This window comes from Achromobacter sp. (genome assembly GCF_032113835.1).
Classification (GTDB): Bacteria; Pseudomonadota; Gammaproteobacteria; order Burkholderiales; family Burkholderiaceae_B; genus Achromobacter.
Genome location: NZ_DAMCTG010000002.1, coordinates 24,657 through 49,092, shown reverse-complemented (window position 1 = coordinate 49,092; position 24,436 = coordinate 24,657). Strand labels below are relative to the sequence as shown.

Annotated in this window: 27 protein-coding genes; 10 read left to right on the top strand and 17 right to left on the bottom strand. The window is 66.6% G+C overall.

The features are described from left to right. The first annotated feature begins 45 nt into the window (after positions 1-45). Entirely contained in the window at positions 46-474 is a 429-nt protein-coding gene (locus tag RT697_RS01200) for a DUF2231 domain-containing protein (protein ID WP_313696622.1), read from the top strand. Further along, positions 471-1,802 carry a sorbosone dehydrogenase family protein gene (locus RT697_RS01195; RefSeq protein ID WP_313696621.1) on the top strand — a complete coding sequence of 444 codons (1,332 nt, stop codon included), beginning with the start codon at positions 471-473 and terminating at the stop codon, positions 1,800-1,802. The genes RT697_RS01200 and RT697_RS01195 overlap by 4 nt, the downstream gene beginning before the upstream one ends. Before the next feature lie 19 nt (positions 1,803-1,821). Here RT697_RS01195 and RT697_RS01190 read toward each other — a convergent pair whose 3' ends face one another. Continuing rightward, positions 1,822-2,136 (bottom strand): hypothetical protein, encoded by a 315-nt coding sequence (locus tag RT697_RS01190; protein WP_313696620.1) that lies wholly within the window; start codon positions 2,134-2,136, stop codon positions 1,822-1,824. 188 nt (positions 2,137-2,324) lie between these two features. Here RT697_RS01190 and RT697_RS01185 point away from each other — a divergent pair, with 188 nt between their 5' ends. Beyond that, the gene (locus RT697_RS01185; protein WP_313696619.1) at positions 2,325-2,891 is read left to right on the top strand and encodes a type 1 glutamine amidotransferase domain-containing protein; all 567 of its coding nucleotides are present in this window, start codon (positions 2,325-2,327) and stop codon (positions 2,889-2,891) included. 78 nt (positions 2,892-2,969) lie between these two features. Here RT697_RS01185 and RT697_RS01180 read toward each other — a convergent pair whose 3' ends face one another. Together RT697_RS01180 and RT697_RS01175 are read right to left on the bottom strand one after the other, a co-directional pair. Further along, a complete protein-coding gene (locus RT697_RS01180) occupies positions 2,970-3,302 on the bottom strand; it encodes a cupin domain-containing protein (RefSeq protein WP_313696618.1) in 333 nt (110 codons plus the stop codon). Between the two features lie 65 nt (positions 3,303-3,367). After that, on the bottom strand, positions 3,368-4,354 hold the full coding sequence (locus RT697_RS01175) for a tripartite tricarboxylate transporter substrate binding protein (protein ID WP_313696617.1): 987 nt from the start codon (positions 4,352-4,354) through the stop codon (positions 3,368-3,370). 156 nt (positions 4,355-4,510) lie between these two features. Here RT697_RS01175 and RT697_RS01170 point away from each other — a divergent pair, with 156 nt between their 5' ends. Next, complete coding sequence (locus tag RT697_RS01170; protein ID WP_313696616.1) at positions 4,511-5,395, top strand: LysR family transcriptional regulator; 885 nt, start codon at positions 4,511-4,513, stop codon at positions 5,393-5,395. A gap of 24 nt (positions 5,396-5,419) precedes the next feature. Here RT697_RS01170 and RT697_RS01165 read toward each other — a convergent pair whose 3' ends face one another. After that, entirely contained in the window at positions 5,420-6,337 is a 918-nt protein-coding gene (locus RT697_RS01165) for a LysR family transcriptional regulator (RefSeq protein WP_313696615.1), read from the bottom strand. A 144-nt stretch (positions 6,338-6,481) separates the two neighbouring features. Between RT697_RS01165 and RT697_RS01160 the strand changes: the two genes are divergently transcribed. After that, on the top strand, positions 6,482-6,886 hold the full coding sequence (locus tag RT697_RS01160) for a RidA family protein (RefSeq protein WP_313696614.1): 405 nt from the start codon (positions 6,482-6,484) through the stop codon (positions 6,884-6,886). Between the two features lie 47 nt (positions 6,887-6,933). On the opposite strand, the gene RT697_RS01155 is transcribed toward RT697_RS01160, so the two are convergent. Continuing rightward, entirely contained in the window at positions 6,934-7,392 is a 459-nt protein-coding gene (locus RT697_RS01155) for a MaoC family dehydratase (RefSeq protein WP_313696613.1), read from the bottom strand. Between the two features lie 134 nt (positions 7,393-7,526). Here RT697_RS01155 and proP point away from each other — a divergent pair, with 134 nt between their 5' ends. From proP to RT697_RS01135, 4 genes are all read left to right on the top strand, one after another. Next, on the top strand, positions 7,527-9,059 hold the full coding sequence (proP, locus tag RT697_RS01150; RefSeq protein ID WP_313696612.1) for a glycine betaine/L-proline transporter ProP: 1,533 nt from the start codon (positions 7,527-7,529) through the stop codon (positions 9,057-9,059). Between the two features lie 11 nt (positions 9,060-9,070). Then, complete coding sequence (locus RT697_RS01145) at positions 9,071-9,949, top strand: PhzF family phenazine biosynthesis protein (RefSeq protein WP_313696611.1); 879 nt, start codon at positions 9,071-9,073, stop codon at positions 9,947-9,949. Between the two features lie 121 nt (positions 9,950-10,070). Next, positions 10,071-10,550: a VOC family protein gene (locus RT697_RS01140; protein ID WP_312429000.1), complete on the top strand. Its 480-nt coding sequence runs from the start codon at positions 10,071-10,073 to the stop codon at positions 10,548-10,550. 242 nt (positions 10,551-10,792) lie between these two features. Further along, the gene (locus RT697_RS01135; RefSeq protein ID WP_313696610.1) at positions 10,793-11,956 is read left to right on the top strand and encodes a GGDEF domain-containing protein; all 1,164 of its coding nucleotides are present in this window, start codon (positions 10,793-10,795) and stop codon (positions 11,954-11,956) included. Positions 11,957-11,991: 35 nt separating this feature from the next. Here RT697_RS01135 and RT697_RS01130 read toward each other — a convergent pair whose 3' ends face one another. The 8 genes from RT697_RS01130 to RT697_RS01095 all read right to left on the bottom strand — a co-directional run bounded on the left by RT697_RS01130 (position 11,992) and on the right by RT697_RS01095 (position 19,887). Then, positions 11,992-12,897, bottom strand: a complete 906-nt coding sequence (locus RT697_RS01130; protein ID WP_409517390.1) for a hypothetical protein — start codon at positions 12,895-12,897, stop codon at positions 11,992-11,994. 443 nt (positions 12,898-13,340) lie between these two features. Further along, positions 13,341-14,255: an SMP-30/gluconolactonase/LRE family protein gene (locus RT697_RS01125; protein WP_313696608.1), complete on the bottom strand. Its 915-nt coding sequence runs from the start codon at positions 14,253-14,255 to the stop codon at positions 13,341-13,343. A gap of 15 nt (positions 14,256-14,270) precedes the next feature. Continuing rightward, positions 14,271-15,278 (bottom strand): tripartite tricarboxylate transporter substrate binding protein, encoded by a 1,008-nt coding sequence (locus RT697_RS01120; RefSeq protein ID WP_313696607.1) that lies wholly within the window; start codon positions 15,276-15,278, stop codon positions 14,271-14,273. 77 nt (positions 15,279-15,355) lie between these two features. Continuing rightward, a complete protein-coding gene (locus RT697_RS01115; RefSeq protein WP_313696606.1) occupies positions 15,356-16,303 on the bottom strand; it encodes an NAD(P)-dependent oxidoreductase in 948 nt (315 codons plus the stop codon). Then, the gene (locus RT697_RS01110) at positions 16,300-16,983 is read right to left on the bottom strand and encodes an RraA family protein (RefSeq protein ID WP_313696605.1); all 684 of its coding nucleotides are present in this window, start codon (positions 16,981-16,983) and stop codon (positions 16,300-16,302) included. The genes RT697_RS01115 and RT697_RS01110 overlap by 4 nt, the downstream gene beginning before the upstream one ends. A gap of 40 nt (positions 16,984-17,023) precedes the next feature. After that, on the bottom strand, positions 17,024-18,019 hold the full coding sequence (locus tag RT697_RS01105) for a tripartite tricarboxylate transporter substrate binding protein (protein ID WP_313696604.1): 996 nt from the start codon (positions 18,017-18,019) through the stop codon (positions 17,024-17,026). A 26-nt stretch (positions 18,020-18,045) separates the two neighbouring features. Next, a complete protein-coding gene (locus RT697_RS01100) occupies positions 18,046-18,912 on the bottom strand; it encodes an amidohydrolase family protein (protein ID WP_313696603.1) in 867 nt (288 codons plus the stop codon). A 6-nt stretch (positions 18,913-18,918) separates the two neighbouring features. Beyond that, complete coding sequence (locus RT697_RS01095) at positions 18,919-19,887, bottom strand: tripartite tricarboxylate transporter substrate binding protein (RefSeq protein WP_313696602.1); 969 nt, start codon at positions 19,885-19,887, stop codon at positions 18,919-18,921. A 94-nt stretch (positions 19,888-19,981) separates the two neighbouring features. Here RT697_RS01095 and RT697_RS01090 point away from each other — a divergent pair, with 94 nt between their 5' ends. Continuing rightward, positions 19,982-20,725, top strand: coding sequence for an IclR family transcriptional regulator (locus RT697_RS01090; protein WP_409517387.1), 744 nt, complete (start codon positions 19,982-19,984; stop codon positions 20,723-20,725). A gap of 121 nt (positions 20,726-20,846) precedes the next feature. Here RT697_RS01090 and RT697_RS01085 read toward each other — a convergent pair whose 3' ends face one another. The 4 genes from RT697_RS01085 to RT697_RS01070 all read right to left on the bottom strand — a co-directional run bounded on the left by RT697_RS01085 (position 20,847) and on the right by RT697_RS01070 (position 24,406). Then, a complete protein-coding gene (locus tag RT697_RS01085) occupies positions 20,847-21,821 on the bottom strand; it encodes a tripartite tricarboxylate transporter substrate binding protein (protein ID WP_313696600.1) in 975 nt (324 codons plus the stop codon). Between the two features lie 82 nt (positions 21,822-21,903). Further along, positions 21,904-22,668: an SDR family oxidoreductase gene (locus tag RT697_RS01080; RefSeq protein WP_313696599.1), complete on the bottom strand. Its 765-nt coding sequence runs from the start codon at positions 22,666-22,668 to the stop codon at positions 21,904-21,906. A gap of 58 nt (positions 22,669-22,726) precedes the next feature. Further along, a complete protein-coding gene (locus RT697_RS01075; RefSeq protein WP_313696598.1) occupies positions 22,727-23,425 on the bottom strand; it encodes a fumarylacetoacetate hydrolase family protein in 699 nt (232 codons plus the stop codon). Between the two features lie 27 nt (positions 23,426-23,452). Then, entirely contained in the window at positions 23,453-24,406 is a 954-nt protein-coding gene (locus RT697_RS01070; protein WP_313696597.1) for a 2-hydroxyacid dehydrogenase, read from the bottom strand. Between the last annotated feature and the right edge of the window lie 30 nt (positions 24,407-24,436).

The window sequence follows — 24,436 nt, the reverse complement described above, 5'->3', positions numbered from 1 at the left end:
GCTTCTCGGGCATCTGCTCGGGCCTGCAACTCACGAGGCGATCCAGTGACCCAACTCATCGAAAATCGGTACGCCCTTACCGTGCGCCCCATGCCGGCGGTATTCCTGGCCGGGATGTTTCCCTTGTTCCTCGGCGCGGCACTCGCGGATGCTGCCTATGCGCAGACTTTTCACATCCAATGGAACAATTTCGCGTCCTGGCTGCTGGTCGGTGGACTCCTGTTTGGCGCGATTGCGCTGCTGTTTGCCATCGTGGACCTGTTCAGGGCTACCCAGCGCGCGCGCGGAATCGTTCCTTATGCCGTCGTGCTGCTGGCGGCCTGGCTGGTAGGCCTGTTCAATGCATTTCTGCACGCCCGCGACGCTTGGGCGAGCATGCCCACCGCACTGATTCTGTCTGCAGTCGGCACAGTGCTGGCGCTTCTGGCGCTCTGGCTGGGCTTCCGCACCCCGCACATCAGGGGGCCGCTATGAATCACCTACGACTGATTGCCGGAATTCCCTTGCTGGTGATGGCAGGGGTGTGCAGCGCGCAGGCCGGAGGCCAATATGGGCCTTCGCCTGATCTGCCCAAACCCGAACGTGGCCTGTTGCCCGACATGGTCATAGCCAAGCCTGCCTCGTGGGGCGATAAGCTGCCCACCGTTCCCGAGGGCTACAAGATTTCGGCCATCGCGACCGACTTGAAGATCCCCCGGCAGACACTCGTCCTGCCCAATGGCGACATTCTGGTGGCCGAGGGCCGCGGCGGCAGCGCGCCCGACCTCAAGCCCAAGGACGTGATCGCCGCCGTCATCAAGGCACGCGGCACCAGCCCGGTCAAGGGCGGCAACCGCCTGACGCTGCTGCGCGACCCGGAAGGCGATGGCACCTACGAGGCCTCCGTCTTTGCCGAGAACCTCAACGCGCCGTACGGGTTGGCGCTGATCGGGAACCAGCTTTATGTGGCCAACCAGGACGCGCTGGTGCGGTTCGAGTATCAGCCCGGGCAGTCCAAGGCGAGTGGGCCGCCTGAAGTCGTCACGCCGCTGCCGTCGGAGATCAACCATCACTGGACCAAGGCGCTGACCGCCAGCGCGGACGGGCAATACCTGTACGTCGGCATCGGCTCGAACAGCAACATCACCGAACGCGGGATGACGGCGGAAGTCGACCGCGCACGGGTCTGGCGTGTGAATGCCAGCACCGGCGAATACAAGACGTACGCCACCGGCCTGCGCAACCCGACCGCGCTCACGATCCAGCCCGACACCGGTCAACTGTGGGCCGTGGTCAACGAGCGCGATGAACTTGGTCCGGACCTGGTGCCCGACTACCTGACCACGGTCAAGGAAGGCGCCTTCTACGGCTGGCCCTACAGCTACTGGGGCAAGAACGTGGACGACCGCGTCCGGCCGCAGGATCCCGCCAAGGTCGCGTCGGCCATCGCGCCGGATTACGCCCTGGGCTCGCACGTCGCGGCGCTGGGCGTCGATTTCTCGGAGGCTTCGATGGGGGATCGTTTTGCCAACGGCGTCTTCGTCGGCGAGCACGGAAGCTGGAACCGCAAGGATCCGGTTGGCTACAAGGTGGTCTTCGTCCCGTTCACGGACGGCCGGCCATCCGGCCCGCCCATCGACTTCGTCGCAGGCTTTCGCGACAACGACGGCACGACGCGCGGCCGCCCGGTAGGCGTGACGGTGGATCCGAAGGGTGCGCTTATCGTGGCCGACGACCTGTCGAACACGATCTGGCGAGTCACCCCCGCGCAACCGGCGCAACCCGCGCAGCCGCCGAAACCGGTCGCTGCGGCGCGGCCTTAGCGATCAGCGAGCGCAGCGTCTACTTTCTGAGATAGGACTTCTTGCCGCTGTCCGAATAGCAGAACGTGCCGCCGCGCGGGCCGGTGCAATACTGGCCGTCGCGGCAATTGCAGGAGCCGGTCGCGCTGGCGGCCGGCGCCTTCGATGTGAGAGACGAGGCGCTGCTGTCCGGACTAGAGCAGATTCGCTTCGACGCGCTGATGGACCCATCGCGGCAAAGAAACTGTTCGCCCACGCAGCGCTCCACGCCTCCCTTCTTTCCGGAGCACGGGTAATTGGCAGCGCTAGCTGCCGCCGAAAAAAGCAATAACGTCAACCACAGCACCAAACGCATATCCAGCCTCACGACGAATGGAACCTGATCGAATCTTCAGGTCGGCGGGGCGGGATGTGCGCCTTGCCGGGTGGCAATCATACGCGCACCCGCCGCCGACGCGGCATGGCACTTGCTGCCCGTGTGCGTCGCGCCCCGGGATTCTGATCGACGTGTCCAAACCCTGGGCCCACTAAACAGGAGCAACCATGGCAACTCTTCAAGACGTCAACATCGCCATCCTGGCCGTCGATGGTTTCGAGCAGGTCGAGCTCACTGGCCCGCGTCACCGTCTGCACGAGGAGGGCGCGCGTACGGTGCTCGTGTCCGCCCGCACCGACCCGATCCAAGGCTTTCATCACGACAAGCCCGGTGATCGGTTTCCGGTGGACCTTACGTTTTTGCAGGCCGCGTCGGAGCCGGAGGTCTTTGACGCCTTGCTGTTGCCCGGCGGCGTGGTCAATGCCGATGAAATCCGCATGCAGCCCAAGGCGCAGGATCTGGTGCGCGCGTGCTTTGACGCGGGCAAGCCGGTTGCGGTCATCTGCCACGGCGCCTGGCTGCTGATTTCCGCCGGCGTGGTCAAGGGCCGCAGGATGACCAGTTGGCCATCGCTGCAGGACGACCTGCGCAATGCGGGCGTTGATTGGGTGGATGAGGAGACCGTCGTCGACGGCGTGTTGGTGTCGAGCCGCAAGCCTGACGATATTCCCGCGTTCAACGAGGCCTTCATCGGCGTGCTGCGCAAGGCGGTCGAGGGGCGTGCGCGTAACTAGGCTGACGATTGGCAACCGCGCAGCGGAGAGAGAAGGCGCCCTGGACGTCGCACGGCAGGGCGCCTGCGCCGGTTGGCGTTACGCGCGCTTCAATGCCACCGTCACCAGCACCGATGCGTTCTCCAGCGCAAACAGCGAATGCGGCGCGCGGCCTGGCAGGTACATCAGGTGTCCCGCGTCCAGGATGTGCGTGGCGCCGCCAGCGGAAACCTCCACATTGCCCTCCAGGCATTGCAGGGTGATTTCGCCCTCGACGTCATGCGAGGGCATCGTCTTGCCCGCCAGCAGCACGAGGCGCATGACCTCAAGATCCTCGGACTTGAAGAGCGCAACCGACTGCTTCTGCGCAAGCGCCGCGCCGTAGGGCTTCAGGTCGATGACTTGCCCGGGATCCGCGTGTTTCAAAGCCATGATGGACTTCCTTCGCTGGGGAGGGGAAGGTCCAACGATACCCCAGGCGTGCGCCGCGCGGCCGGTCAGTTGATCTTGATGCCGCGTTCCTTGACCAGGTCCTTCCATTGCGCCGTTTCCTTGGCCAGGTGGTCGCGCAGCGCGTCCGGCGTGCTGCCGATGGATTCGGCCCCGATCGAGTCGAGCGTCGCCTTCACTTTCGGATCCGCCAGCGCCGTGCGCATGGCGTCGTTCAGCTTGGTCACCACGTCCGGCGGCGTGCCCGCGGGGGCGAAGGCGGCGAACCACGGCATCAGCTCGTAGCCCGGCACGCCCGCTTCCTGCATGGTCGGCACGTCGGGCAGGGCGGCGGAACGTTTGGTGGTGGTGACGCCCAGCGCGCGCAGCTTGCCGCTCGCGATGTGCGGCTTGGCGGACGTGATGCTGTCGAACATGTAGTCGACCTGCCCGCCCAGCAGGTCGGCGACGGCCGGGCCGCTGCCCTTATACGGCACATGCAGCATGTCCACGCCCGTCATCGACACGAACATCTCGCCGGCCAGATGGATCGACGTGCCGACGCCCGCGGAGGCGTACGTGTAGTGATTGGGCTGCGCCTTCGCCTTGGTGATGACGTCCTGGACGCTCGTCGCGCCGGTGCGTGCCGGGTTGGTGACCAGCACATTGGGAACCACGGCCAACAGCGAGATCGGCGCGAAGTCCTTGATGGGGTCGTAGTTCAGATCCTGGTACAGCGCGGGATTGACGGCCATGCCGTTGGCCACGATCAGGATGGTGTAGCCGTCCGGCTTGGCGCGCGCCACGGCCGCCGCGCCGATATTGCCGCCCGCGCCCGCGCGGTTCTCCACGATGAACGACGTGTTGAGCTGCTTGCCCATGGATTCGCCCAGCGTGCGCGCGATGCTGTCCATGGCGCCGCCCGGCGGGAAGGGCACGATCCACTTCACCGGGCGGTCGGGATAGGCATCGGCGTGCGCGACGGCCGCTCCGGTCAGCAGCGACGCGGCCAGCAAGGCGCGGGCGAAGGGTTTGAATACAGGGCGCAAGCGCATGGTGTCTCCGTGTTTCTTGAATTATTGGTGGCGATGCCGGCTCGATTCATACTCTAACCGGACGCGCCCGAACGATGGACGCAGTATCGCTTGCATTTTTCCAAGGCGTCCAAGACTATATGGGTTTCAATTGATACCTCCAGGGTCTTAATCGTCATGGAACTCAGGCATTTGCGCTACTTCCAGGCCGTGGCCGAAGCCGGCAGTTTCACGCAGGCGGCCGCGCGGCTGCACATCGCGCAGCCGCCGCTCAGCCGCCAGATCAAGCAGCTCGAGGAAGAACTGGGCGTGCTGCTGTTCGAGCGCACCACGCGCGCGCTGCGTCTGACGGAGGCGGGCCGTTTTCTGCTCGAGCAATCGCGCCTGTTGACCGCCCGGCTGGACGAGGTGCTGGAAGGTACGCGCCGATTGGGTCAGACCGAGCGGCGCTGGTTCGGCATCGGTTTCGTGCCATCCACGCTGTACGGCTTCGTGCCGGAACTGATCCGGCTGTTGCGCAGCGCGGACGAACGGGTCGAAGTGGGCCTGATGGAAATGAACACCTTGCCGCAGCTCGAAGCGCTGAAGGCGGGCCGCATCGACCTGGGCATCGGCCGCATCCTGCTGGACGATCCGGCAATCGAGCGCCGCGTGCTGATGACCGAACCCTTGTTGGCCGCCGTGCCGCTGCATCATCCGCTGGCGGGCCAGGGCAGCGCCTCGGTGGACCGGCTGGCGCGCGAGCCCTTCGTCCTGTATCCGGCTCGGCCGCGGCCCAACTATGCGGATCACGTACTGGGGCTTTTTCGCGCCGCCGGCCATTCGTTGCAGGTGGCGCAAGAGGCGAACGAATTGCAGACCGCCATCGGGCTGGTTGCGGCGGGCCTGGGCGTCACGGTGGTGCCCGCGTCCGTGCAGCGCCTGCAACGCCAGGACGTCGCGCATGTGCGGATCGAAGCCGACGCGTTCGTATCGCCCGTGATCGTCAGCTACCGCAAGGATGACGCGTCGGTGTTCCTGGCGCGCGCGCTCGAACTGGCGGGTGAGCTTGCCAAAAACTAGCGCCGGCGGGCGCGGCTTACGTCGCTATTTCGCCGCCGCCGGCGAATACGCGCCCACCAGTTCGATGATCCAGTCGATAAAGGCGCGCAGTTTGGCGCTGACGTGGCGGTTGGGCGGGAACGCCACGTACATGGGCATCGGGTCCATCCGCCAGTCCTCGAAGACCGGAACCAGTTCGCCTTGCGCAAGATGCGGCGCGGACATGTAATCCGGCAGCCACATCACGCCCATGCCGGCCAACCCGGCTGCAAGATACGCGTTGCCGTCGTCCACGGCCAGCACATAGCGGCCGTGCACGTTGACGACTTCGTTGCCGCGGCGCATGGCGTAGGGCAGTGCGCGGCCCGTGCGTTGCCACAGGAACCCGACGATGCGATGGTGCGTGTCTTCAAGTTCGCGCGGATGCGCCGGCTTGCCGGCCAGCTTCAGGTAAGAGGGCGCGGCATAGACGCCCAATCGCAGGTCGCCGACGCGGCGGGCCATCAGCGATTGGTCGGTCAGCTCGCCGCCGCGCACCACGCAGTCGACGTTCTCGCCGATCAGGTCGACGATGCGGTCGCTGACGCCCATGTCGAGCTGGATGTCGGGATAGCGCGCGTGGAAGGCGGGCAGGGCCGGCACCAGCACCATGCGCGCCAGCGGACTGGGCACGTCCACGCGCAGGCGGCCGCGCGGCGCTTCCGCGGCGCTGGACAGGCTGGTCTCGGCGTCGTCCATGTCGGCCAGCAACTTGATGACGCGCTCGTAGTACGCCACGCCGTCCGCCGTGACGTTGACCTTGCGCGTGGTGCGGTTCAACAGACGCACGCGCAGCCGCGCCTCGAGCTGCTGCACGAGCTGCGTGACGCTGGTCTTGCTCATGTGCAGCGTTTCGGCCGCCTTGGTGAAGCTGCCGGTCTCCACCACGCGCGCAAACGCGGTCATTGCATCAAATCGGTCCATGGGTGCTCCGGTAGGCAGGGGGGATTGTTTGGATTCTACAAATAGTGATGGATGAAGTTGGCCGTTTATCCACGCGGCGGGCGCTTTTACAGTTTGCCTATGTCAACGCGGGCGGTCTGAAGCCCCATCACTTGGAGAATCCCCATGAACAACCGTGACGTCGTTTTTCCTCCTCATCGCCACGCGCTCTACGAGCGCAACCGTTACTCGCCGGCCGTGCGTTCCAACGGCTTTTTGTTCGTATCCGGCCAGGTCGGCAGCCGCGACGACGGTTCGCCCGAGCCCGATCTGCGTCAGCAGGTGCGGTTGGCATTCCAGAACCTGAACGCCATCCTGCACGCGGCAGGCGCGTCGTTCGACGACGTGGTCGACGTGACCGTCTTCATGGTGGATCCGCAGTCGCAGTTCGAGACCATGTGGGAAGTGGTGCCCGAGTTCTGGGGCGAGGCGCCGTTCCCGAACATCACGGCGGTGGGCGTGACCTGGCTCTATGGATTCCAGTTCGAGATCAAGGTCATCGCCAAGCTGCCGGAGGGCGCGGCGGCATAAGCGTGCGGCCGGACCGCTGGCCGGGTCATGGCCGGCTCATGACGGGATCATGACCGGCGGAACACGACGACCTTGCTCGTCAGTTTCTGCAGCGCCTCGTCCCGCTCGTTCGACGTGACCGATTCCACGACCACGATGGCGCGGTCGGGTTTGGAGCGGGACGGCGTGATGCTCAGCACCGTGCTGGTTACCTTTACCACGTCGTCGGGGCGGGTGGGCTGCGGCCAGACCACTTCGGCGCCGGCGCCGATGACGCCGCGCGCCACGGGAAAGCTTTCGACCAGCAGCTTCATGGTCAGCGCCGCCGTATGCCAGCCGCTGGCCGCCAGGCCCTGGAACAGCGTGTCGCGCGCCGCGTCCGGATCCAGGTGAAAGGGCTGCGGGTCGAACTGCGAGGCAAAGGCAATGATCTGCGCCGCGTCCAGGGCGTGGGTCTTGCTGACGAAGACGTCTCCAACGGACAGGTCTTCAAGATAGATCAGTGGCGGCTGGTGGGTATCGGTCATGGCGGGCTCCGGCGAGCGTCAGGTGGGTGGGGCATTATGGGCGCGCGCCTGCCACTCCCGCAATGCAGAGGGGCGATGACCGTCGCCAAAATCGGGTCCATAATCGGCATGTCCCGTTTTATGGATGTCGCACCATGGCAGAAACTCCCACGTCGTCGCAAGAGATCCGTCCGCTGGAGATCGGCGACATCACCGTCATCGACAACACCAAGCTCAAGAAGGCCGTGACGGCCGCGGCGCTTGGCAATGCGATGGAATGGTTTGATTTCGGCGTCTACGGCTTTGTTGCCTTCGCGCTGGGCAAGGTGTTCTTCCCTGATGCCTCGCCGGCCGTGCAGACCATCGCCGCGCTGGGCACGTTTTCCGTGCCTTTCCTCGTGCGGCCGCTGGGCGGCGTGTTCTTCGGCGTCATGGGCGACCGCTTCGGGCGCCAGAAGGTGCTGTCGCTCACCATCATCATCATGGCCATCAGCACGTTCTGCATCGGCCTGATTCCCGCGTACGCCACGATCGGCATCTGGGCGCCGATTCTTCTCTTGGCGTGCAAATTGGCGCAGGGCTTTTCCGTGGGCGGTGAATACACCGGCGCGGCCGTGTTCGTGGCCGAGTACGCGCCCGACAGGCAACGCGGCTTTCTGGGAAGCTGGCTGGACTTCGGCTCGATCGCCGGATTCGTCGTGGGCGCGGGCATGGTCGTGCTGCTGCAGACCATGCTGGGCGAGCAGACGTTCCTTGACTGGGGCTGGCGCATTCCGTTCTTTGTGGCCGGACCGCTGGGCCTGTTGGGCTTGTATCTGCGCCACGCGGCCGAGGAAACGCCGGCCTTCACGCAGCAGCTTGAACGGATGGAAAAGGAAGACCGCGACGCCGTGCAGGAAAAGCCGACGGTGTCGTTCCGCGAGATCTTCAGCAAGTACCGCCGTGCCTTGCTGGTCAGCATCGGCATGGTCCTGGTGACCAACGTCACTTACTACATGCTGCTGACCTACATGCCCACGTATCTGTCGGGCAGCCTGGGCTACACCGAAGGGCATGGCGTGCTCATCATCGTCGTCGTGATGGTGGGCATGCTGTTCGTGCAGCCCGTGGTGGGTTTCATCAGCGACAAGATCGGCCGCAAGCCGTTCCTGCTTGCCGGCAGCCTGGGCCTGCTGGTCACGGCGATCCCGTCGTTCTTTCTCATCGCCAGCGACAACACGGCGTTGATCTTTCTGGGACTGCTGCTGATCGCCGTTTTCCTGAACTGCCTGATCGGCATCATGGCGTCCACGCTGCCCGCGCTGTTTCCGACGCGCATCCGCTACAGCGCGCTGGCCAGTTCGTTCAACGTGGCCATCATCTTTGCCGGCCTGACGCCCACGGTCGCTGCGTGGCTGGTGGAAGAGACCGAGAACCTGATGATGCCCGCGTACTACCTGATGGTGGCGTCGGTCATTGGGCTTATCACGTCGTTCTTCCTGCCCGAAACGGCCAACCGGCCGCTGCGCGGCGAAACGCCGACGGCCTCCAGCCGCAAGGAGGCCAAGGTGCTGTTGCAGCAGGCGTACGAGCACATCGAGCAAAGCGTGCAGGACGTCGATGCCGAGATCGCGGCGCTGGAGGAAAAACTCGAGGCGCTGCGCGTGCGCCGCCAACGGCTGGCCGACAGGCATCCGGACATTGAATAAGGGAGCGGGATATGAGCGTGCCATTCAAGCAGGTCGATGTTTTCACGAGTGAACCCTATCGCGGCAATCCCGTCGCGGTGGTGCTGCAAGGGCAGGGACTGTCGGACGAGCAGATGCGGCGCATCGCCAACTGGACGAATCTGTCTGAGACCACCTTCGTGCTGCCGGCGACGCAGCCCGGCGCCGATTACCTGGTGCGCATCTTCACGCCGCAGGCCGAGCTGCCCTTCGCGGGGCATCCCACGCTGGGCACTGCCCATGCGCTGCTCGAAGCCGGCATCGTCACGGCTCGTGACGGCAGGCTGGTGCAGGAATGTGCAGCCGGTCTGATCGAACTGTCGGTCACCGACGCGCCTGGCGGCAGCCCGCTCATTGCCTTCACACTGCCGGAGCCCAGCCTCACCGAGCTTGGCGCGGATCTGGTCGATGAAATGGAAGCGATTCTGGGCTCGGCGGTGCTGCACGATCCTGCGCCCAAGCTCGTCAACGTGGGCCCGGTGTGGACGATTGCGCAATTGCCCAGCGCGCAGGCGGTGCTGACGCTGCGGCCGGACTTTGCACGCATGGCCGACTTCGACCGCCGCAACAATGCCGCGGGCATCGTCGTGTACGGCGCCTATGGCGAAGGCGCGGAGGCGGCCATCGAGGTCCGGGCCTTTGCGCCCAGCCTGGGCGCGAACGAAGACCCGGTATGCGGCAGCGGCAACGGCTCGGTGGCCGCATTCATCCGCGACGCGGGGCAGGTGCCGCAGTTCGGCACGGAATACCTCAGCACGCAGGGCGCCGTGGTCGGGCGGTCGGGCAGGTTAAGCATCTCGTTCGATGCGAGCGGCAGCATTCGCGTGGGCGGGCAGTCCGTGACCTGCATCGACGGGCGCATCGTCGTTTGACACGGGCCCGCACGACTGCGATGCGTGCCCGATTTTCTGCGGGCGCAGCGTGAACTATGCTTGAACGTCGCGCATTGCAGCACTGTTTGAGCGCATCACTTTCCTGCCAAGGAGGAGCAAGATGGCCAGCAAAAACACCGTTTGCCTGTGGTACGACGGCGACGCCCTGGAGGCGGCGACCTTTTATGCAAAGACGTTTCCGGACAGCAAGGTGGGCACGGTCCACCGCGCGCCCGGCGACTATCCCTCGGGCCAGCAGGGCGACATCCTGATGGTCGACTTCACCGTCATGGGCATTCCCTGTGTCGGGCTCAATGGCGGCGACGCCTTTCAACACAACGAATCGTTTTCCTTCCAGGTCGCCACCGACGATCAGGCCGAGACCGACCGTCTGTGGGACGCGATCGTCTCGAACGGTGGCCAGGAGAGCGATTGCGGCTGGTGCAAGGATAAATGGGGACTGTCCTGGCAGATCACGCCGCGGGCGCTGCTGGCGGCGGTCACAGACCTTGATCAGGCGGCGGCCAAGCGCGCGTTCGAGGCCATGATGACGATGCAGAAGATCGATATCGCGACGATCGAAGCGGCGCGGCGGGGATGATTGCGCAGCTGGCCCACGCTGATTGACGCCCGCGCAAGTTCCGGCGATCGGAAGTCAGTCGGCGTGGGGGGCGGATCAGGAAATGATCTGTCCACGGGACAAATTTTTGGGGCCGGATGGCGCGCGGCCGGGCGCCTCCCGGCATGACGCAAAAGCGCATCCGGAAAAGGTGAAATGACACGTTTTCACCGTAAAATCCCGCAGCCGCCGCGAGTTTTCGGCGAAATCTCCTGACTTTCGAGATGTACGTCGATCTTCTCACTCTGTACCTGCTGGCAGTCGGAACACTGCTTGTCAGCGCCGGCCTCATGTTCTGGGAACAGCGGGCCAACCCCACGCGCAGCAAGGAATTACGCATCCTGGCTTCAGGCTTCGCCACGCTGGCCCTCGGCTGCGCGGCGGCCTTGTATCGTCGCGACCTGCCCGGCGTCAGCGGCGCGGCCCTCAGCAACCTCGTCATCCTCGGCGGCTATCTGCTTGTGCTCAACGGCGTCGCCGCATTGAGCGGACGGCGCTACGTGCGCACGTCGCTCTGCGTGCTGATCGGCATGGGGCTGACCTGGGTGATCGGGGGCGTGCGTTGGCTGGACGTGATGTGGACGTATGTGAGCTCGGTGCCGATTGCGCTGGTCAGCGGACTGACGGCCTGGGAGGTGTACCGCTGCCAGGCGCTCAAGCCGCGGCGCTCGCGCCACATTGTCATGGCCGTTGCCGGGGTGCATACGGCCCTTTATGCCAGCCGGGCGTTCATCCTGCCCTGGTTCGCCTCTCAACCCGTCCTGGCGCTGGCCGGCAAGCTCACCATCTACGAGGGTGTGCTGTATTCCGTGGTGCTGCCGATGACGCTGCTCAAGCTCATCCGCGACGAAACGCACCGCCAACTACTGCTGGAATCGCAGACCGACTATCTGACCCGCCTGGGCAACCGGCGCTGGTTCTTCGAGCAGGGCGCGCGCATCCTGGACGGCAAGGAAGGGCGCGGCGCGGTGTCGGTGCTGGCGTTAGACCTGGATCACTTCAAGTCCATCAATGACCGCTATGGACACGCGGCGGGCGATCAGGTGCTCAAGTCCTTCGCCGAAACCGCACGCGAGGTGCTGGGCCACGACACCATACTTGCGCGCATCGGGGGCGAGGAATTCGCCGCGCTGCTCTGGGGCGACGATGCGAAGGGCGCACACACGTTGGGCAAGGCGATGGCCGAGCGCTTTGCCGTGACCGTCTCGAACCGTATGGACAACATCGGCATTGCCGCAACGGTCAGCATCGGGCTTGCGCGTTTCGACGGCGACACGCCCACCATCATGGACGCGCTGGCAATTGCGGACCAGGCGCTCTACCGCGCCAAATCGCTGGGCGGCAATCGGCTGGAAGTGGCGGGGTCAAAGGTGCAAGCTGCGGCCTGAGCGGCCGCGTTGCTTCGGGATGGCGGTGGTGTCGGCTACTGCGCGACGTATTGCTTGCGCGTGGCGTCGTAGGCGTAGATGACGGCGTCGCCGGAGCCCAGCTTGCGGGTCTTGCCGGGACCCGAGATCGTGTTGCCCGTGAACTGCACCGTCACGCGCGGCAGGTCGGCAGTAGCGGTGGCGCTGAAGACCAGTTCGCCTTCGCTGCGCGTACACGGCATGACGTCGCCATCCGCACAGGCCGGTCCGTTGTCCTCGCCTGCGATCACGTTGCCCACGTAGGCCCACACATTGCCCGTTTCGTCCTGGCGTTTTTCCGGGGGCGTGAAGACGAGCAGGGTGTAGCCGCTGATCGTGATGCCGTTCTCGAAGGTCTCGGTGGGCACTGCGAGCATCAACTTGCCCGATGCCGTGCGGTACTCCAGCGGCTTGCGCTGCGTGTCGACTTCCGGCGGCCTTTCGTACGCGCCGAATTCGCCGATGGTCGGCTCCATGCCACGGAATTTCCACGGGCTTTTCGGCGCTGCCGGGTCGCGGATGAAGGTGGCTTCGGCCAAATTCACGGTCGTCATGGGACCGACGTCGTCCTCGCCCGGCTTGCCGTAGCGTTCCGCGGTTTCCCAGATGAAGCCGGTGTAATAGGGCGTGCCTTCCAGTTCGAACGCATGTCCGAACCAGTAGGTGGCGATGCTGCCGTTGGCGACGTTGGCGGACGGTTCGCCCTTGCTGTCCACTTGATGGATGGCGTAGATGACCGCGGTGGCGTCGGGCGGCGCAACCCTGGCAGCGGTGGCGGCGGCAGGCGCGGGCGCGTTGACTGAGGGCGTGGCGGCGGCAGGGTTTGCTGCGGTCGGCGCTGGGGCTGCCGATGCTGCGGCTGCCGGTGCTGCGGCAGCCGGCGCTGCCTTCTCCTGCGCGGCGTTGCCCGGCGTCGGGCTCATCGCCGCGAACGCGGCCGTGATCGCCGTCACCAGCAACGCGGCGGCCGCTGCGTTGCCCGTCCGCAAACCTTTTCCTTCTGACTTGCGCGTAGACGCCATGTCCTTCTTCTCTCTCTGTCGCGATGTGCAGCCATCGGCGGATGCGGCCGGCGCGCGCCATTGCTTGGGGCGCTTACCTGCGCCGCAAGATGGGCTGCACGGGGATTTCGGGTGCCAAATCGTTGGCGGCCTCGACCATAGAAGGGGGGCGCAAACAGTGTCAAGGCAAGTGTGGCCGGGACGGCGGCCGTGTAACGAAGCCGTCGCCCCGCGATTCGCAGAGATGTTTGCGCCCGCGCCCGAGAATCCCCGCATTTTCCTGCAACGTACGCCGAAGGACGGGGTAAGAGGGCGCTTAACGCCCTGTTACCTTGGCAATATTCGGGGTTACGGCCGGGAAGGGATTACGGCTGGAACAGCGCCGTTCCGGCATGCGGCGCACGCGCGACCAGGATCGTGCCGCTAACCGATTCCGTGCAGAACAGGGTCCGCCTGTCTTCACCGCCAAAGGCGAGGTTGGTGGTCGACATGCCTTTCGGACTGCGCCACACCGTCACGGGTTCGGCGCGGTGATTGAGCTGCCACACATAACCCAGGCCGGGATTGCATACGAGCAGGTTGCCCTCGCTATCGACCGCCAGGCCGTCCGGGCCGCTTGGGCCGTACGACGTGAAGAACTGGCTCACCTTGCTGACGCTGCCGTCCGCCATCAGCGGCACGCGCCATACGCAGTTGCCGCGCGTCACCGCCAGGTACAGCACCTTGCCGTCGGGCGACAGCGCGACGCCGTTGGGACTGGGCACGTTGTCCAGCAGGCAATCGAGCTGCCCGTCCGGGCGCAGGCGGTACAGACGCCCCGAAGGATCATGCAGGCCGCTCTGACCCTGGTCGGTGAAGTAAAGATTGCCCTGCGCGTCGAAGATCAGATCGTTCACGCCTTTGAATCGCTCACTGTTGCGGCGCGCGAGATGGGGCGTGATTGTGCCGGTGGCGACGTCCAGCGCCATCAGCCCGTTCTTGTAGTCGGTGATCAGCAGCCGCCGGTCATCCAGGAACTTCATGCCGTTGGGCTCGCCGTCGTATTCCGCCACGAGCGACCATTCGCGGTCCGGGGCGATGCGAAAGACGCGGCCCCACGGGATGTCGGTCACGTAGAGATTGCCGCTACGGTCGAACACCGGGCCTTCCAGGAACGAGTCGGCAATGGCGCCACCGCGGTTGGCATCGGCCCAGTCGCTGCGTTCGGCACGCCGAAACCGGTCGGGCATGGGCGACCAGACCTCGAACGACTCGACCTGAGGCGCTTGCAGAAAAAACATGGTGTCTCCCTGTTCTTATTTGGCGTCGTAACCGATGTTGCGCGCCACGTTGCCCCACATCACGCCGCTGTCGGCCAGGATGCGGCCGAACTCGGCGGCATCGGTCACGCGCGGCTCGGCGCCCATCTTGGTGGCGAACGTCTGCATTTCTTCCGACGCCATGGCGCGGGCGATCTCGCGTTGCAGCCGCTCGGTGACCGCCGGCGGCGTGCCCTTGGGCGCCCACAGGCCGGTCCAGTTGACCACGCCAAAATCCTTCACGCCAGCTTCGGTGAAGGTCGGCACGTTGGGCAGCACCGCCAGCCGCTTGTCGCCGCTGATAGCCAGCAGACGAAGCTGGCCGCCTTGCACGGCGCCCATCACGCCGGTGGTGGAGGCGAACTGAAAGTCGATCACCTTGCCCAGCACCGCCTGCGTGGCCTCCGCCGCGCCCTTGAACGGCACGTGCATGAACTTGACCTTCGTGGCCAGCGCCAGCCCTTCGGCGGCAAAGTGCGGCGTCGTGCCCGGCCCGCCGGAGCCGTAGGTGATCATGTCGGGCTTCGCGCGGGCCTGGGCGATCAGGTCATCGAGCTTGCGGTATGGGCTGTCGTTGGACACGGCCAACGCCATCGGCGCAAACACGAAGGCCGAGACCGGCTGCAGGTCCTTGGCCGGATCGAAGGGCAACTGCTTGAAGATGTGCGGCAGCAGCGAATAAGTCGTGTCGTTGGCCACGAGCGTATAGCCGTCGGGCGCGGCGCGGGCCACCTGATTCACGCCAATGGTGCCCGTGGCGCCCGGCTTGTTTTCCACGATGAAGCTCTGGCCGGTCTGCGTCGAAAGCATCTGCGCCATCTTGCGCGTCGCCACATCGACCGCACCGCCGGGGCCGTAGGGCACGACGACGCGCACCGGACGGCTGGGCCACGTGTCAGCGGCATCCGCAGCTTGGGCGAGACCGCTCGCCAGCAGCGGCAGGGCGGCGGCAAGCGCCAAGGCCGCGCGGCGCAGGCGAAGCTGGGTGCGAAGTTGTTGCGTCATTGTCTTCCTCTCTTGTTTTGTATGGATTATTCCGCTTTCATGCCCAGGTTCTCCGTCGTTGCGGACTGGGCGAGTACTCAGGCAGCCGACCCGGCGCGGCCCAGCACGTCCAGCACGTTGCGCGCGGCGGCCACGCCCATGTTCACGTAGGCGGCGCTGGTCACGCCGCCGATGTGCGGGCTCAGGATGATGCGCGGCTCCGTCTGGAACGGATGGCCTGCCGACATGGGTTCGACCGCAAAGCTGTCCAGGCCCGCGGCCCGCACCTGGCCCGAACGCACGGCGGCCAGCAGCGCGTCCTCGTCCACCAGGCCGCCGCGCGCCGTGTTCACCACGATCACGCCGGGCTTGCACTGCGCCAACGTCTGCGCGTTGACCATGCCGCGGTTGTCGTCGGTCAGCGGGCAGTGCAGCGACACCACGTCGGCCTCGCGCCAGATTGCATCGAGGTCCACGGTACGGATGTAGTCCGGCAGGTCCTTGGCGTACGGGTCGAAGCCGATCACCTGCATGTCCATCCCGTGCGCCATGGCCGCCATGCGCCGGCCGATGGCGCCCAGACCGATCAGGCCGATGGTCTTGCCGCCCAGTTCCAGGCTCTTGTGCGTGGACTTGTCCCAATGGCCGGCGCGCATGCGTTCGTCCAGACCAACCACCGACTTCGCGCAGGCCAGCAGCAGGGCCAGCGCCTGTTCGGCGACGGCGGCGGCGTTCACGCCCACCGCGGCCACGACCTGGATGCCGCGCTCGGCGGCGGCGGTCTTGTCGATGGTGTCGGTGCCGCTGCCGTGCTTGGAAATCACGCGCAGCGCGGGGGCTGCGTCCATCGCCGCGGCGCCCACCTTGCTGTAGCGCACGATGATGGCGACCGGGTTGTGCTCGCGGCACAGCGCCACGATGTCGTCTTCAGTGGGTGTCTTGCCGGCGAAGATCAATGAGAAGTCCTGCAGCAGCGCCAGCGCCTCCGGCGCCAGATCCGCCGCGGTCACGACCAGTGCCGGCTTGCCCGTGGCAGCGGTGTTCACAGCGACTCTCCTTCCTTCAGGACGCCGGCAGCGCGCAGCGCGGCGCTGAGCCACTTCGCTTCCGTGTCGCCCGCCTGGATCGCGGCGATGCGCGCGGCTTCGTCGCGCACCTTCTTTTCGGCGGCGGGCAGCAGGCCTTCGATCTTCTCGCGCTCGACCACCACCACGCCGTCGGCGTCGCCAATGATGAAGTCGCCCGGATTGACCGTCACGCCGCCCACGGATATCGGATGCCCGATGCGGCCGGGCACGTTCTTGGTCGGGCCGTTGGGATTGGTGCCGGCGGCAAACACCGGGTAGTCCATCTCGATGATCTCGACCGTGTCGCGCGCGGCGCCGTCCATCACCACGCCGGCGATGCCCAGCTTGCGGCAGGCGTTCATCATGATGGTGCCCATCAGCGCGGCGCTGAGGTCGCCCTTGCCGTCGATGACCAGCACGTCGCCCGGCTTGGCCAGCGAAATCGCGGCGTGGATCATGAGGTTGTCGCCGGGGCGCACCTCGACCGTCAACGCGGTCCCGGCGACCTTCATGCCGGGATGCAGCGGACGGATGCGGCCGTTCAGTGCGCCGCGCCGGCCGGCCACGTCGGCCAGGATGGCGGGTTGCAGTTCCGCGGCGCGGCGCACGATATCGGCGCTGACGCGGGGGAAGTCCTTGATGATGTCCGGAGTGGTCATGAGTGTTCCTGTCAAAAGGTGAAGAGGGATGCGGGGGCGGTCAGGCGGGCTTGATGCCGGCGTCGCGGATGACCTTGCCCCACTTGTCGAAGTCCGCCTTGCGCGTCTGGTCCAGGGCCTGCGGCGTGCCGCCGGCCAGCGTGATGCCAAGCTGTTCGGCCAGCGCAAGCAGCGCGGGACTTTGCAGCGCGCGGCCGATGTCGGTGTTGAGCCGCGCGATCACCGGGGCCGGGGTCGCGGCCGGCGCAAAGACCGCCTGCCATTGCTCGACCACGAAATCGTCGAAACCGGCTTGCGCCATGGTCGGCACGTCGGCAACCGCTGGCAGGCGCTGCGCGGACGTGACGGCCAGCGCGCGCAGCGCGCCGGTCTGCACATGCGGCAACGCGGCGGCGGCCGGAATGAAGGCGAACTGCACCTGGCCGGCCAATGTGTCCTGCAAGGCGGGGGTGTCGCCCTTGTAGGGCACGTGCAGAAAGCGGGCGCCGGTCTTTTGCTGCAGCAGTTCACCCTGCATGTGCAGGATGGTCCCGGTGCCGCCCGACGCATAGGCCAGGCTTTCCGGCGCCTTTTTCGCCGCGGCGATCAGCTCGGCCACGGTCTTGTAGGGCTGCGCCTTGCCCACGACCAGCAGGTGAGGAATGGTGCCGATCATGATGACCGGCGCGAAGTCGGCGACGGGGTCATACGTGAGCTTGCCCATGACGTGCGGCGCGATGGCCTGCGGACCGATCGACGTGCCCAGCAAGGTCAGGCCGTCCGCTTCGGCGCGTGCCACGCGGGCCGCGCCGATGGTGCCGGTGGCGCCCGGGCGGTTGTCGACGATGACGCGCGTCGAGAGCAAGGCATCGAGCTGCTGCGCGATGGCGCGGCCCAGCACGTCGGTGCTGCCACCCGCCGGATACGGCACCACCCAGGTGATGGTCTTGCCGCCGGGCCATTCCTGCGAGGCGCGCACGCCGAAGGCGGCGCTCGCCGCCAGCGCCGCGGTGGCGGCCAGGAAGCTGCGGCGGGTGAGGGTGTGGGGGTCTCGCATGGTTTGTCTCCGATGATGCTTTTTGTTCATGCCGGAAAGCCGTACAGGGCTGCCGGGTTGTGCACGAGGACCCGGCTCAGTTGTTCGCGGCCGGTCCACTCGGCCAGCCGTTCTAGCTGGCGCGCGTCGTCGGGCATGGGCTGCATGCCGGCCGACGCCGAGGCATGCGGCCAGTCGCTGCCCCACACCACGCGCTCGAGATTGGCGTCCAGATAACTGCGGGCCAGCGCGTCCAGCGCCGGGTCTTCAACGGAATGCCGCGGGCTGACGATGTAGCCGCCGGACAGCTTGATCCACGCGCGGCCGCGTTCGAGCAGCCGCAGCACCAGGGCGTGGGCCGGATGCGCGCCGGCATCGTGCGGCGCAAGCCGCGCCATGTGGTCGAACACGATGGGTGCGGGCAGGTCCTGCAGTACCGGCGCCAGCTCTGCCAGCTGGTCGGGCGCCATCAGCAGTTGCAGATGCCAACCCAGCGGTGCGACGCGTTGCGCCAGCGGCACGATCTGGCTGGCGGAACTGGTCACGCCCAGGGAAAGATTGAGACGGATGCCGCGCACGCCCGCGTCGCGCATGGCCTGAAGCTGCGCATCGGTCTCGCTGCCATCGATCACCGCCACCCCGCGCGCCTGCCCGCCCAACTGCGCCATCGCGTCCAGCATCGGACGGTTGTCCGCCCCGTAGGTGGAAGGCGTGACCAGCACGGCCCGCTGCGTTCCCAACCGGGCCTGGATCTCGCGGTACTGCGCCATCGTGGCGTCCGGCGGCGACAACCTTGCGCCGGGCGCGGCGGGGTAGCGCGCGTCATACGCGTGGATGTGGCAGTCGCACGCGCCGTCCGGCACGGCAATGGCGGAGCGCGACGCGCCGCTGGAATACGGGTAGCGGGCTTGCATGGCGGATCACTCGACCTTCGCGCCCGAGTCCTTGACGATCTTGCCCCAGCGGATGCGGTCGTCGTGGATCAGCGTGGCGAATGCCTCGGGCGAACTGGTCAGCACCCGCGCGCCTTGCTCCTGGTACTTCAGGCTCAGGTCTTTGGCCTGCAGCGCCTTGTTGAACTCCGCATTCAGGCGCTGCACGATGTCGGCCGGCGTGCCGGCGGGCGCCGCCAGGCCGAACCAGGTCACCGCCTCAAAGCCGGGAAAGCCGCGCTCGGCGACGGTGGGTACGTCGGGCATGTCAGGCACGCGCTGCGTCGAGGTCACCGCCAGCGCCCGCATCTTGCCGTTGCGCACGTGGCCAATCAGCGTGGGTACCGACGACAAGTACATGTCGATCTGCCCGCCGATCAGATCATTGGAGGCCTGCGCCGCGCCCTTGTACGGAATGTGGGTGAGCTTGATGCCGGCCGCATTCTGCAACTGCACGGCCGCCAGATGCGCCACGGTGCCGTTGCCCGAGCTGGCGTAGTTCAACGCGCCGGGCTTGGCTTTGGCGGCGGCGATCATGTCCTCGAAAGACTTGAGCGGCGAGGTCGCCGGCACCACGATCACCAGCGGCGCGTCCGCGACCAGCCCGATGGCGGCGAGGTCTTTTTCGGGGTCGTAGGGCAGCTTGGCGTACAGGGTCGGGTTGATCGCCAGGTTGCTGGTCTGTCCCAACACGAGCGTGTAGCCGTCCGGCGCCGCCTTGGCCACCGTGTCGACCCCGATGTTGCCGCCCGATCCCGGGCGGTTTTCCGTGACGATGTTCCAGCCGGTGTTGGCGCCGACCTTGATCGCGGCCTCGCGCGCCAGCACATCGGTGCCGCCGCCGGGCGGGAAGGGGACGATCAGGCGGATGGGTTTGTTGGGATAGTCCTGAGCGGCGCTCAGGCTGCTCATGCACACCAGGGCCAGGCCCGACAGGACGCGCGCGATCTGCTTCATCGTTGTCTCCGAATAATTGTTTTGGTGGAGGCATTGTGAATTCGTGTTCCGCTCAATACAATGTAGGTTCGTATAGCGGAACATGTTGCGTACCATGAACGATGAATCGGCTCCGAATCCGGGCGGAAACCCGGACGACGCCCCGGTAGAAGAAGGCGTTGTGGCGGTGCGCCGCGCAATGAGCATCCTTGCCGCGTTCGGCGTGGACGACACGCACCTGTCGCTGGCCGAACTCAGCCGGCGGACCGGCTGCCATCGCTCAACCGTGTTGCGTCTGGCGCGCACCCTGGCCATGGACGACTACCTGGCGCAACGGGAGGACGGCACATGGCGCCTGGCGCGCGCGGCCGGATGGCTGGGCGCCTGCTACCAGGCCACGTTCAACATTGCGGAGATCGTGCAGCCGGTGCTGCGCGAGCTGTCGGCGGCTACGGGAGAAAGCGCCACGTTCTACGTGCGCGAGGGCAAGCAGCGCATCTGCATGGCGCGGGTTGAAGGCCCCAAGTCCATCCGGCATCACGTGCGGGTGGGGGCGGCGCTGCCGCTTGAGCTGGGCAGTCCGGGGCGGGTGCTGCTGGCGTTTTCCGGCGAACCGGGCGAGCCCTATGAATCCGTGCGCCGCGCGGGCTACATGATTTCGCTGGGCGAGCGCGATGCCGAGGTCTCCAGCATTTCGGCGCCGGTCTACGGCATCAACTGGACGCTGCAGGGCGCCATCTGCATCTCGGGGCCGATCTCGCGCCTGACCGAAAGCGTGCTGCTTGATCTCAAGGAGCCGGTGCTTGCGGCGGCGAGCCGGCTGTCACGGTCGCTGATGGGATTGCGGCGGACGGCGTAGTGCCAGCCCGGGGTTCTTGCGCCAAAAACAGAAAGGACGCGATCCGGGCTCCATCGGACCGCGTCCCTGCACACGCAAAGGGCAACGGCTTAGCCGCGCCCGTTTGCATGCGTGGCGGATATCACTCTGCCTCGATCTTCGCTTCCTTCACCACCTTGCCCCACTTGTCCAGGTCCGACTGGATGACCGCCGCGTACTCCTGCGGCGTGCCGCCCTGGACTTCGATGCCCGCGGCTTCCAGCTTGGCGCGCACGGCCGGCTGCTTGAGGACCGCGTTGATCTCGGCGTTGAGCTTGGCGACGATCTCCTTGGGCGTACCTGCCGGCGCAAGGAAGCCGCCATTGGTGTTGGCGTCGTAACCCTTCAGGCCTTGCTCCTGCGCGGTCGGCACGTCGGGCAGGGCCTTGGTGCGATTGGCCGTCGACACCGCGACGGCGCGCACGTTGCCGGCCTTGACCTGTTCCTGCATGGCGCTCAGCGTGTCGATGTACAGCACCGTGCGGCCGGCCAGCAGGTCGGGGTGCGCGGCGGACGAGCCCTTGTACGGGATCAGCAGCATCGGCGCGCCGCTGACCATGCGGAACATCTCGGCGGCCATTTCCTGCGCGCTGCCGCGGCCCGACGTGGCGACCTTGGCTTCGTCGGGATGCGCCTTCATCCAGTCCACCAGTTCCGGCAGCGTCTTGGGCGGGATCTTGGGATAGACCGAGAACACCAGCGGAATTTCATGGGTGTAGACGATGGGCTCGAAGCTCTTTTGCGGATCCCAGCCCAGATTCTTGAACAGGTACTTGTTGATGTTGTGGCTGCCGCCCACGATGCCGATGGTGTAGCCGTCGGGCTTGGCGTTGGCGAGCAGCGCGGTGCCCAGGTTGTTGGAGGCGCCCGGCCGGTTGTCGACGATGACGGGCTGGCCGAGCGACTGCGACAGCTTTTCGCCGACGACGCGCGCAATCATGTCGATGCCGCCGCCCGGCGGGGCCGGCACGATGATGCTGATGGGACGGGTGGGGTAGTTCTGCGCCGCGGCCAGGCCGGGCACGGCGGCAAGGGCTGCCGAAAAGGCCAGGGTCTTGGCCAGCGTGGTGAAGGTCATGCTTGTCTCCTCGGGGTGGTCAACTTCAGTCAACTCTGTGAGGCGCCCCGGGTGTGCTGCACCCCGGGGCGCGGATAAGGCCTCAGCCGCGCCCGGCGAAGGGCATGGCGCTGGCCATGACGGTCATGGTCAGGACGTTGGCGTCCAGGGGCAGCGACGCCATGTGGCGCACGGCTTTCGCGACGTGGACGGCGTCCATCATGGGTTCCGGCGCCACCGTGCCATTGGCTTGCAGCACGCCGCGCGTCATGCGCTCGGACAGCTCCGTCATCGCGTTGCCGATGTCGATCTGGCCGGCCACGATGTTGTAGGCGCGGCCGTCCAGCGCGAGCGACTTGGTCAGGCCCGTGACCGCATGCTTGCTGGCGGTGTAGGGCGCGGTAAAGGGACGCGGCGTGTGCGCGGAAATGGAGCCGTTGTTGATGATGCGGCCGCCCTGCGGCGTCTGGCGGCGCATGAGCTTGAAGGCGGCGCGCGCGCACAGATAGACGCCCGTCACATTGGTGTTGATGGCGTTGAACCACTTTTCCAGCGGCAGTTCGTCCATCGGCACGGCGGGCGCGTTGACGCCGGCGTTGTTGAACAGCAGGTCCAGCCGGCCGAAGCGGCTTTCGATGGTGTTGAACAGCGCTTCGACGCTTTCGGGGCGGGTGACGTCAGTGGGCACGGCCAGCGCGGTCTGGCCGCGCGCGGTGGCCTCGGCCTGCAGCGACTGCAGGGGATCGGCGCGGCGGCCGGCCAGCACGACGGTCCAGCCGTCGTTCAGCAAGGCGATGGCGGTGACGCGGCCGACGCCGCTGCCGGCGCCGGTGACAAGCGCAATTTTCTGGGTGGTGCTGTCGTTCAAGGGATGGCTCCTCGGGCGGATTGGATGGCGGTTGATGTGGAAAGAATCGGAATACGTGTCAGGCGTCGCGGGGCGCGGCAACGGTCATGGTCAGGTCCCCGATGCCGGTCACGCCCGCGCTGACGACGTCGCCCGGCGCCAAAGAACCGACGCCTGCGGGCGTGCCGGTGAAGACCAGGTCACCCGGCGCCAGGGCCACGGATCGCGACAGCATCGCCACCAGCTCTGGCACGGACCACAGCAGGCCGGCTACGTCGGCGCGCTGGCGGTCTTCTCCATTGACGGACAACCACAGCGCGCCTTCGCGCGGATGGCCGCACGCGTCAGCAGGCACAATGGCGGTGCACGGCGCGGAATGATCGAAGGCCTTGGCGGGCTCCCACGGACCGCCCGCGCGCTTGGCCTGCTGCTGCAGATCGCGTCGCGTCATGTCCAGCCCCGCTGCGTAACCCCAGATATGGCGGGCTTCGACGTCATCGGCAGCGATGTCCTTGCCGCCGCGGCCAATCGCCACGACCAGCTCGATCTCATGGCAGTAGTCCGCCGTGTCCGCGGGATAGGGCAATGCGCCGCTGGCCGGGAACACCGCGCTGGCGGGCTTCATGAACCACGCCGGCATCTCGGCCGGGCGCGGTTCGTCAGGCAGCCAGCGATAGTTGCGGCCGATGCAGAACACGCGCGCGACGGGAAAGCGCGCTGCGCTGCCGGCGATCGGCAACGTGGTCGGCGCGAGGACGGGAAAGGCGAGGTCTGTCATGGACATCTTCTATGCGCGCCGGGTGGCTCAGGTCGTCAGGCTCATCGCCGGGCGCTCGCCGGCCAGGGCTTGCGCGATGCTGTCCAGCACCATCTGGCCCATCGCGGCGCGCGTCTCCCACGTGGCGCTGGCGCGGTGCGCCTGCAGCGTGGTGCGATCGGACTGGCGCAGCGCCTGCGGCACGCGGGGCTCGTCCACAAAGACGTCCAGTCCCGCGCCCGCGATGCGGCCGGCGACCAGCGCCTCGGTCAGATCGGCCTCGTTGACCAACCGGCCGCGCGCGACGTTGACCACGAAGCCCTGCGGACCCAGCGCGTCCAGCACGGCGGCATTGACGATGCCCTCGGCCTTGTCGGCGGCGGCGCACAGCACCAGCGCGTCCGACGCGCGGGCCAGTGCGATCAGGTCCGGTACGAATTCATGCGGCACGTCGTCCATGGCGCGCAGGTCGGTGTAGCGGATCTGGCAGCCGAAGGCCGCCGCCCGCGTGGCGACGGCGCGGCCTACGCGGCCCATGCCCACGATGCCCACGCGCATGCCGCTGAAGCGGCGCGCCAGCGGAATGGCGCTGGGCGAGGGAAACTGCTCCCACAGGCCCTCGCGCACGAAGCGATCGCCCGCGCAGAGGTTGCGGCAGGCGGCGATCAGCAGGCCGATCGCCAGGTCGGCGACGTCTTCGGTCAACGCGCCCAGCGTGGCGGTGACCGGCAGGCCGCGGCCGCGACAATACGCCAGGTCCACCGCGTCGGTGCCCACGCCATTGACCGCCACCACCTTCACGCCGGGAAGCTGTTCCAGCATGTCGCGCGAGATGCCGGTGTGGCCGCCGGTGATGACGGCTTGGATGTGAGCGCCGTGCTCGCGCAGCCAGGCGGCCTGATCGGAAACTTCGAAGAACTTGTGCACCTGGTACAGCGAGGCAAGCTCGTCATTGACCGCCGGGATCAGGATGGGATTGAGTTGCAGGACCTGAGGCTTCATATTGGTTCGGCTCTGATGGGGGGACCGGCT

Bases quoted from the DNA above. Each gene is read 5' to 3' on its own strand.
- RT697_RS01195 (WP_313696621.1), top strand. From the start codon at position 471: ATGAATCACCTACGACTGATTGCCGGAATTCCCTTGCTGGTGATGGCA.
- RT697_RS01140 (WP_312429000.1), top strand. From the start codon at position 10,071: ATGGCCAGCAAAAACACCGTTTGCCTGTGGTACGACGGCGACGCCCTG.
- RT697_RS01090 (WP_409517387.1), top strand. From the start codon at position 19,982: ATGAACGATGAATCGGCTCCGAATCCGGGCGGAAACCCGGACGACGCC.
- RT697_RS01075 (WP_313696598.1), bottom strand. From the start codon at position 23,425: ATGACAGACCTCGCCTTTCCCGTCCTCGCGCCGACCACGTTGCCGATC.
- RT697_RS01160 (WP_313696614.1), top strand. From the start codon at position 6,482: ATGAACAACCGTGACGTCGTTTTTCCTCCTCATCGCCACGCGCTCTAC.
- RT697_RS01070 (WP_313696597.1), bottom strand. From the start codon at position 24,406: ATGAAGCCTCAGGTCCTGCAACTCAATCCCATCCTGATCCCGGCGGTC.
- RT697_RS01135 (WP_313696610.1), top strand. From the start codon at position 10,793: ATGTACGTCGATCTTCTCACTCTGTACCTGCTGGCAGTCGGAACACTG.
- RT697_RS01165 (WP_313696615.1), bottom strand. From the start codon at position 6,337: ATGGACCGATTTGATGCAATGACCGCGTTTGCGCGCGTGGTGGAGACC.
- RT697_RS01180 (WP_313696618.1), bottom strand. From the start codon at position 3,302: ATGGCTTTGAAACACGCGGATCCCGGGCAAGTCATCGACCTGAAGCCC.
- RT697_RS01155 (WP_313696613.1), bottom strand. From the start codon at position 7,392: ATGACCGATACCCACCAGCCGCCACTGATCTATCTTGAAGACCTGTCC.
- RT697_RS01120 (WP_313696607.1), bottom strand. From the start codon at position 15,278: ATGACGCAACAACTTCGCACCCAGCTTCGCCTGCGCCGCGCGGCCTTG.
- RT697_RS01185 (WP_313696619.1), top strand. From the start codon at position 2,325: ATGGCAACTCTTCAAGACGTCAACATCGCCATCCTGGCCGTCGATGGT.
- RT697_RS01145 (WP_313696611.1), top strand. From the start codon at position 9,071: ATGAGCGTGCCATTCAAGCAGGTCGATGTTTTCACGAGTGAACCCTAT.
- RT697_RS01095 (WP_313696602.1), bottom strand. From the start codon at position 19,887: ATGAAGCAGATCGCGCGCGTCCTGTCGGGCCTGGCCCTGGTGTGCATG.
- RT697_RS01100 (WP_313696603.1), bottom strand. From the start codon at position 18,912: ATGCAAGCCCGCTACCCGTATTCCAGCGGCGCGTCGCGCTCCGCCATT.
- RT697_RS01130 (WP_409517390.1), bottom strand. From the start codon at position 12,897: ATGAGCCCGACGCCGGGCAACGCCGCGCAGGAGAAGGCAGCGCCGGCT.
- proP (WP_313696612.1), top strand. From the start codon at position 7,527: ATGGCAGAAACTCCCACGTCGTCGCAAGAGATCCGTCCGCTGGAGATC.
- RT697_RS01170 (WP_313696616.1), top strand. From the start codon at position 4,511: ATGGAACTCAGGCATTTGCGCTACTTCCAGGCCGTGGCCGAAGCCGGC.
- RT697_RS01190 (WP_313696620.1), bottom strand. From the start codon at position 2,136: ATGCGTTTGGTGCTGTGGTTGACGTTATTGCTTTTTTCGGCGGCAGCT.
- RT697_RS01105 (WP_313696604.1), bottom strand. From the start codon at position 18,019: ATGCGAGACCCCCACACCCTCACCCGCCGCAGCTTCCTGGCCGCCACC.
- RT697_RS01110 (WP_313696605.1), bottom strand. From the start codon at position 16,983: ATGACCACTCCGGACATCATCAAGGACTTCCCCCGCGTCAGCGCCGAT.
- RT697_RS01085 (WP_313696600.1), bottom strand. From the start codon at position 21,821: ATGACCTTCACCACGCTGGCCAAGACCCTGGCCTTTTCGGCAGCCCTT.
- RT697_RS01125 (WP_313696608.1), bottom strand. From the start codon at position 14,255: ATGTTTTTTCTGCAAGCGCCTCAGGTCGAGTCGTTCGAGGTCTGGTCG.
- RT697_RS01175 (WP_313696617.1), bottom strand. From the start codon at position 4,354: ATGCGCTTGCGCCCTGTATTCAAACCCTTCGCCCGCGCCTTGCTGGCC.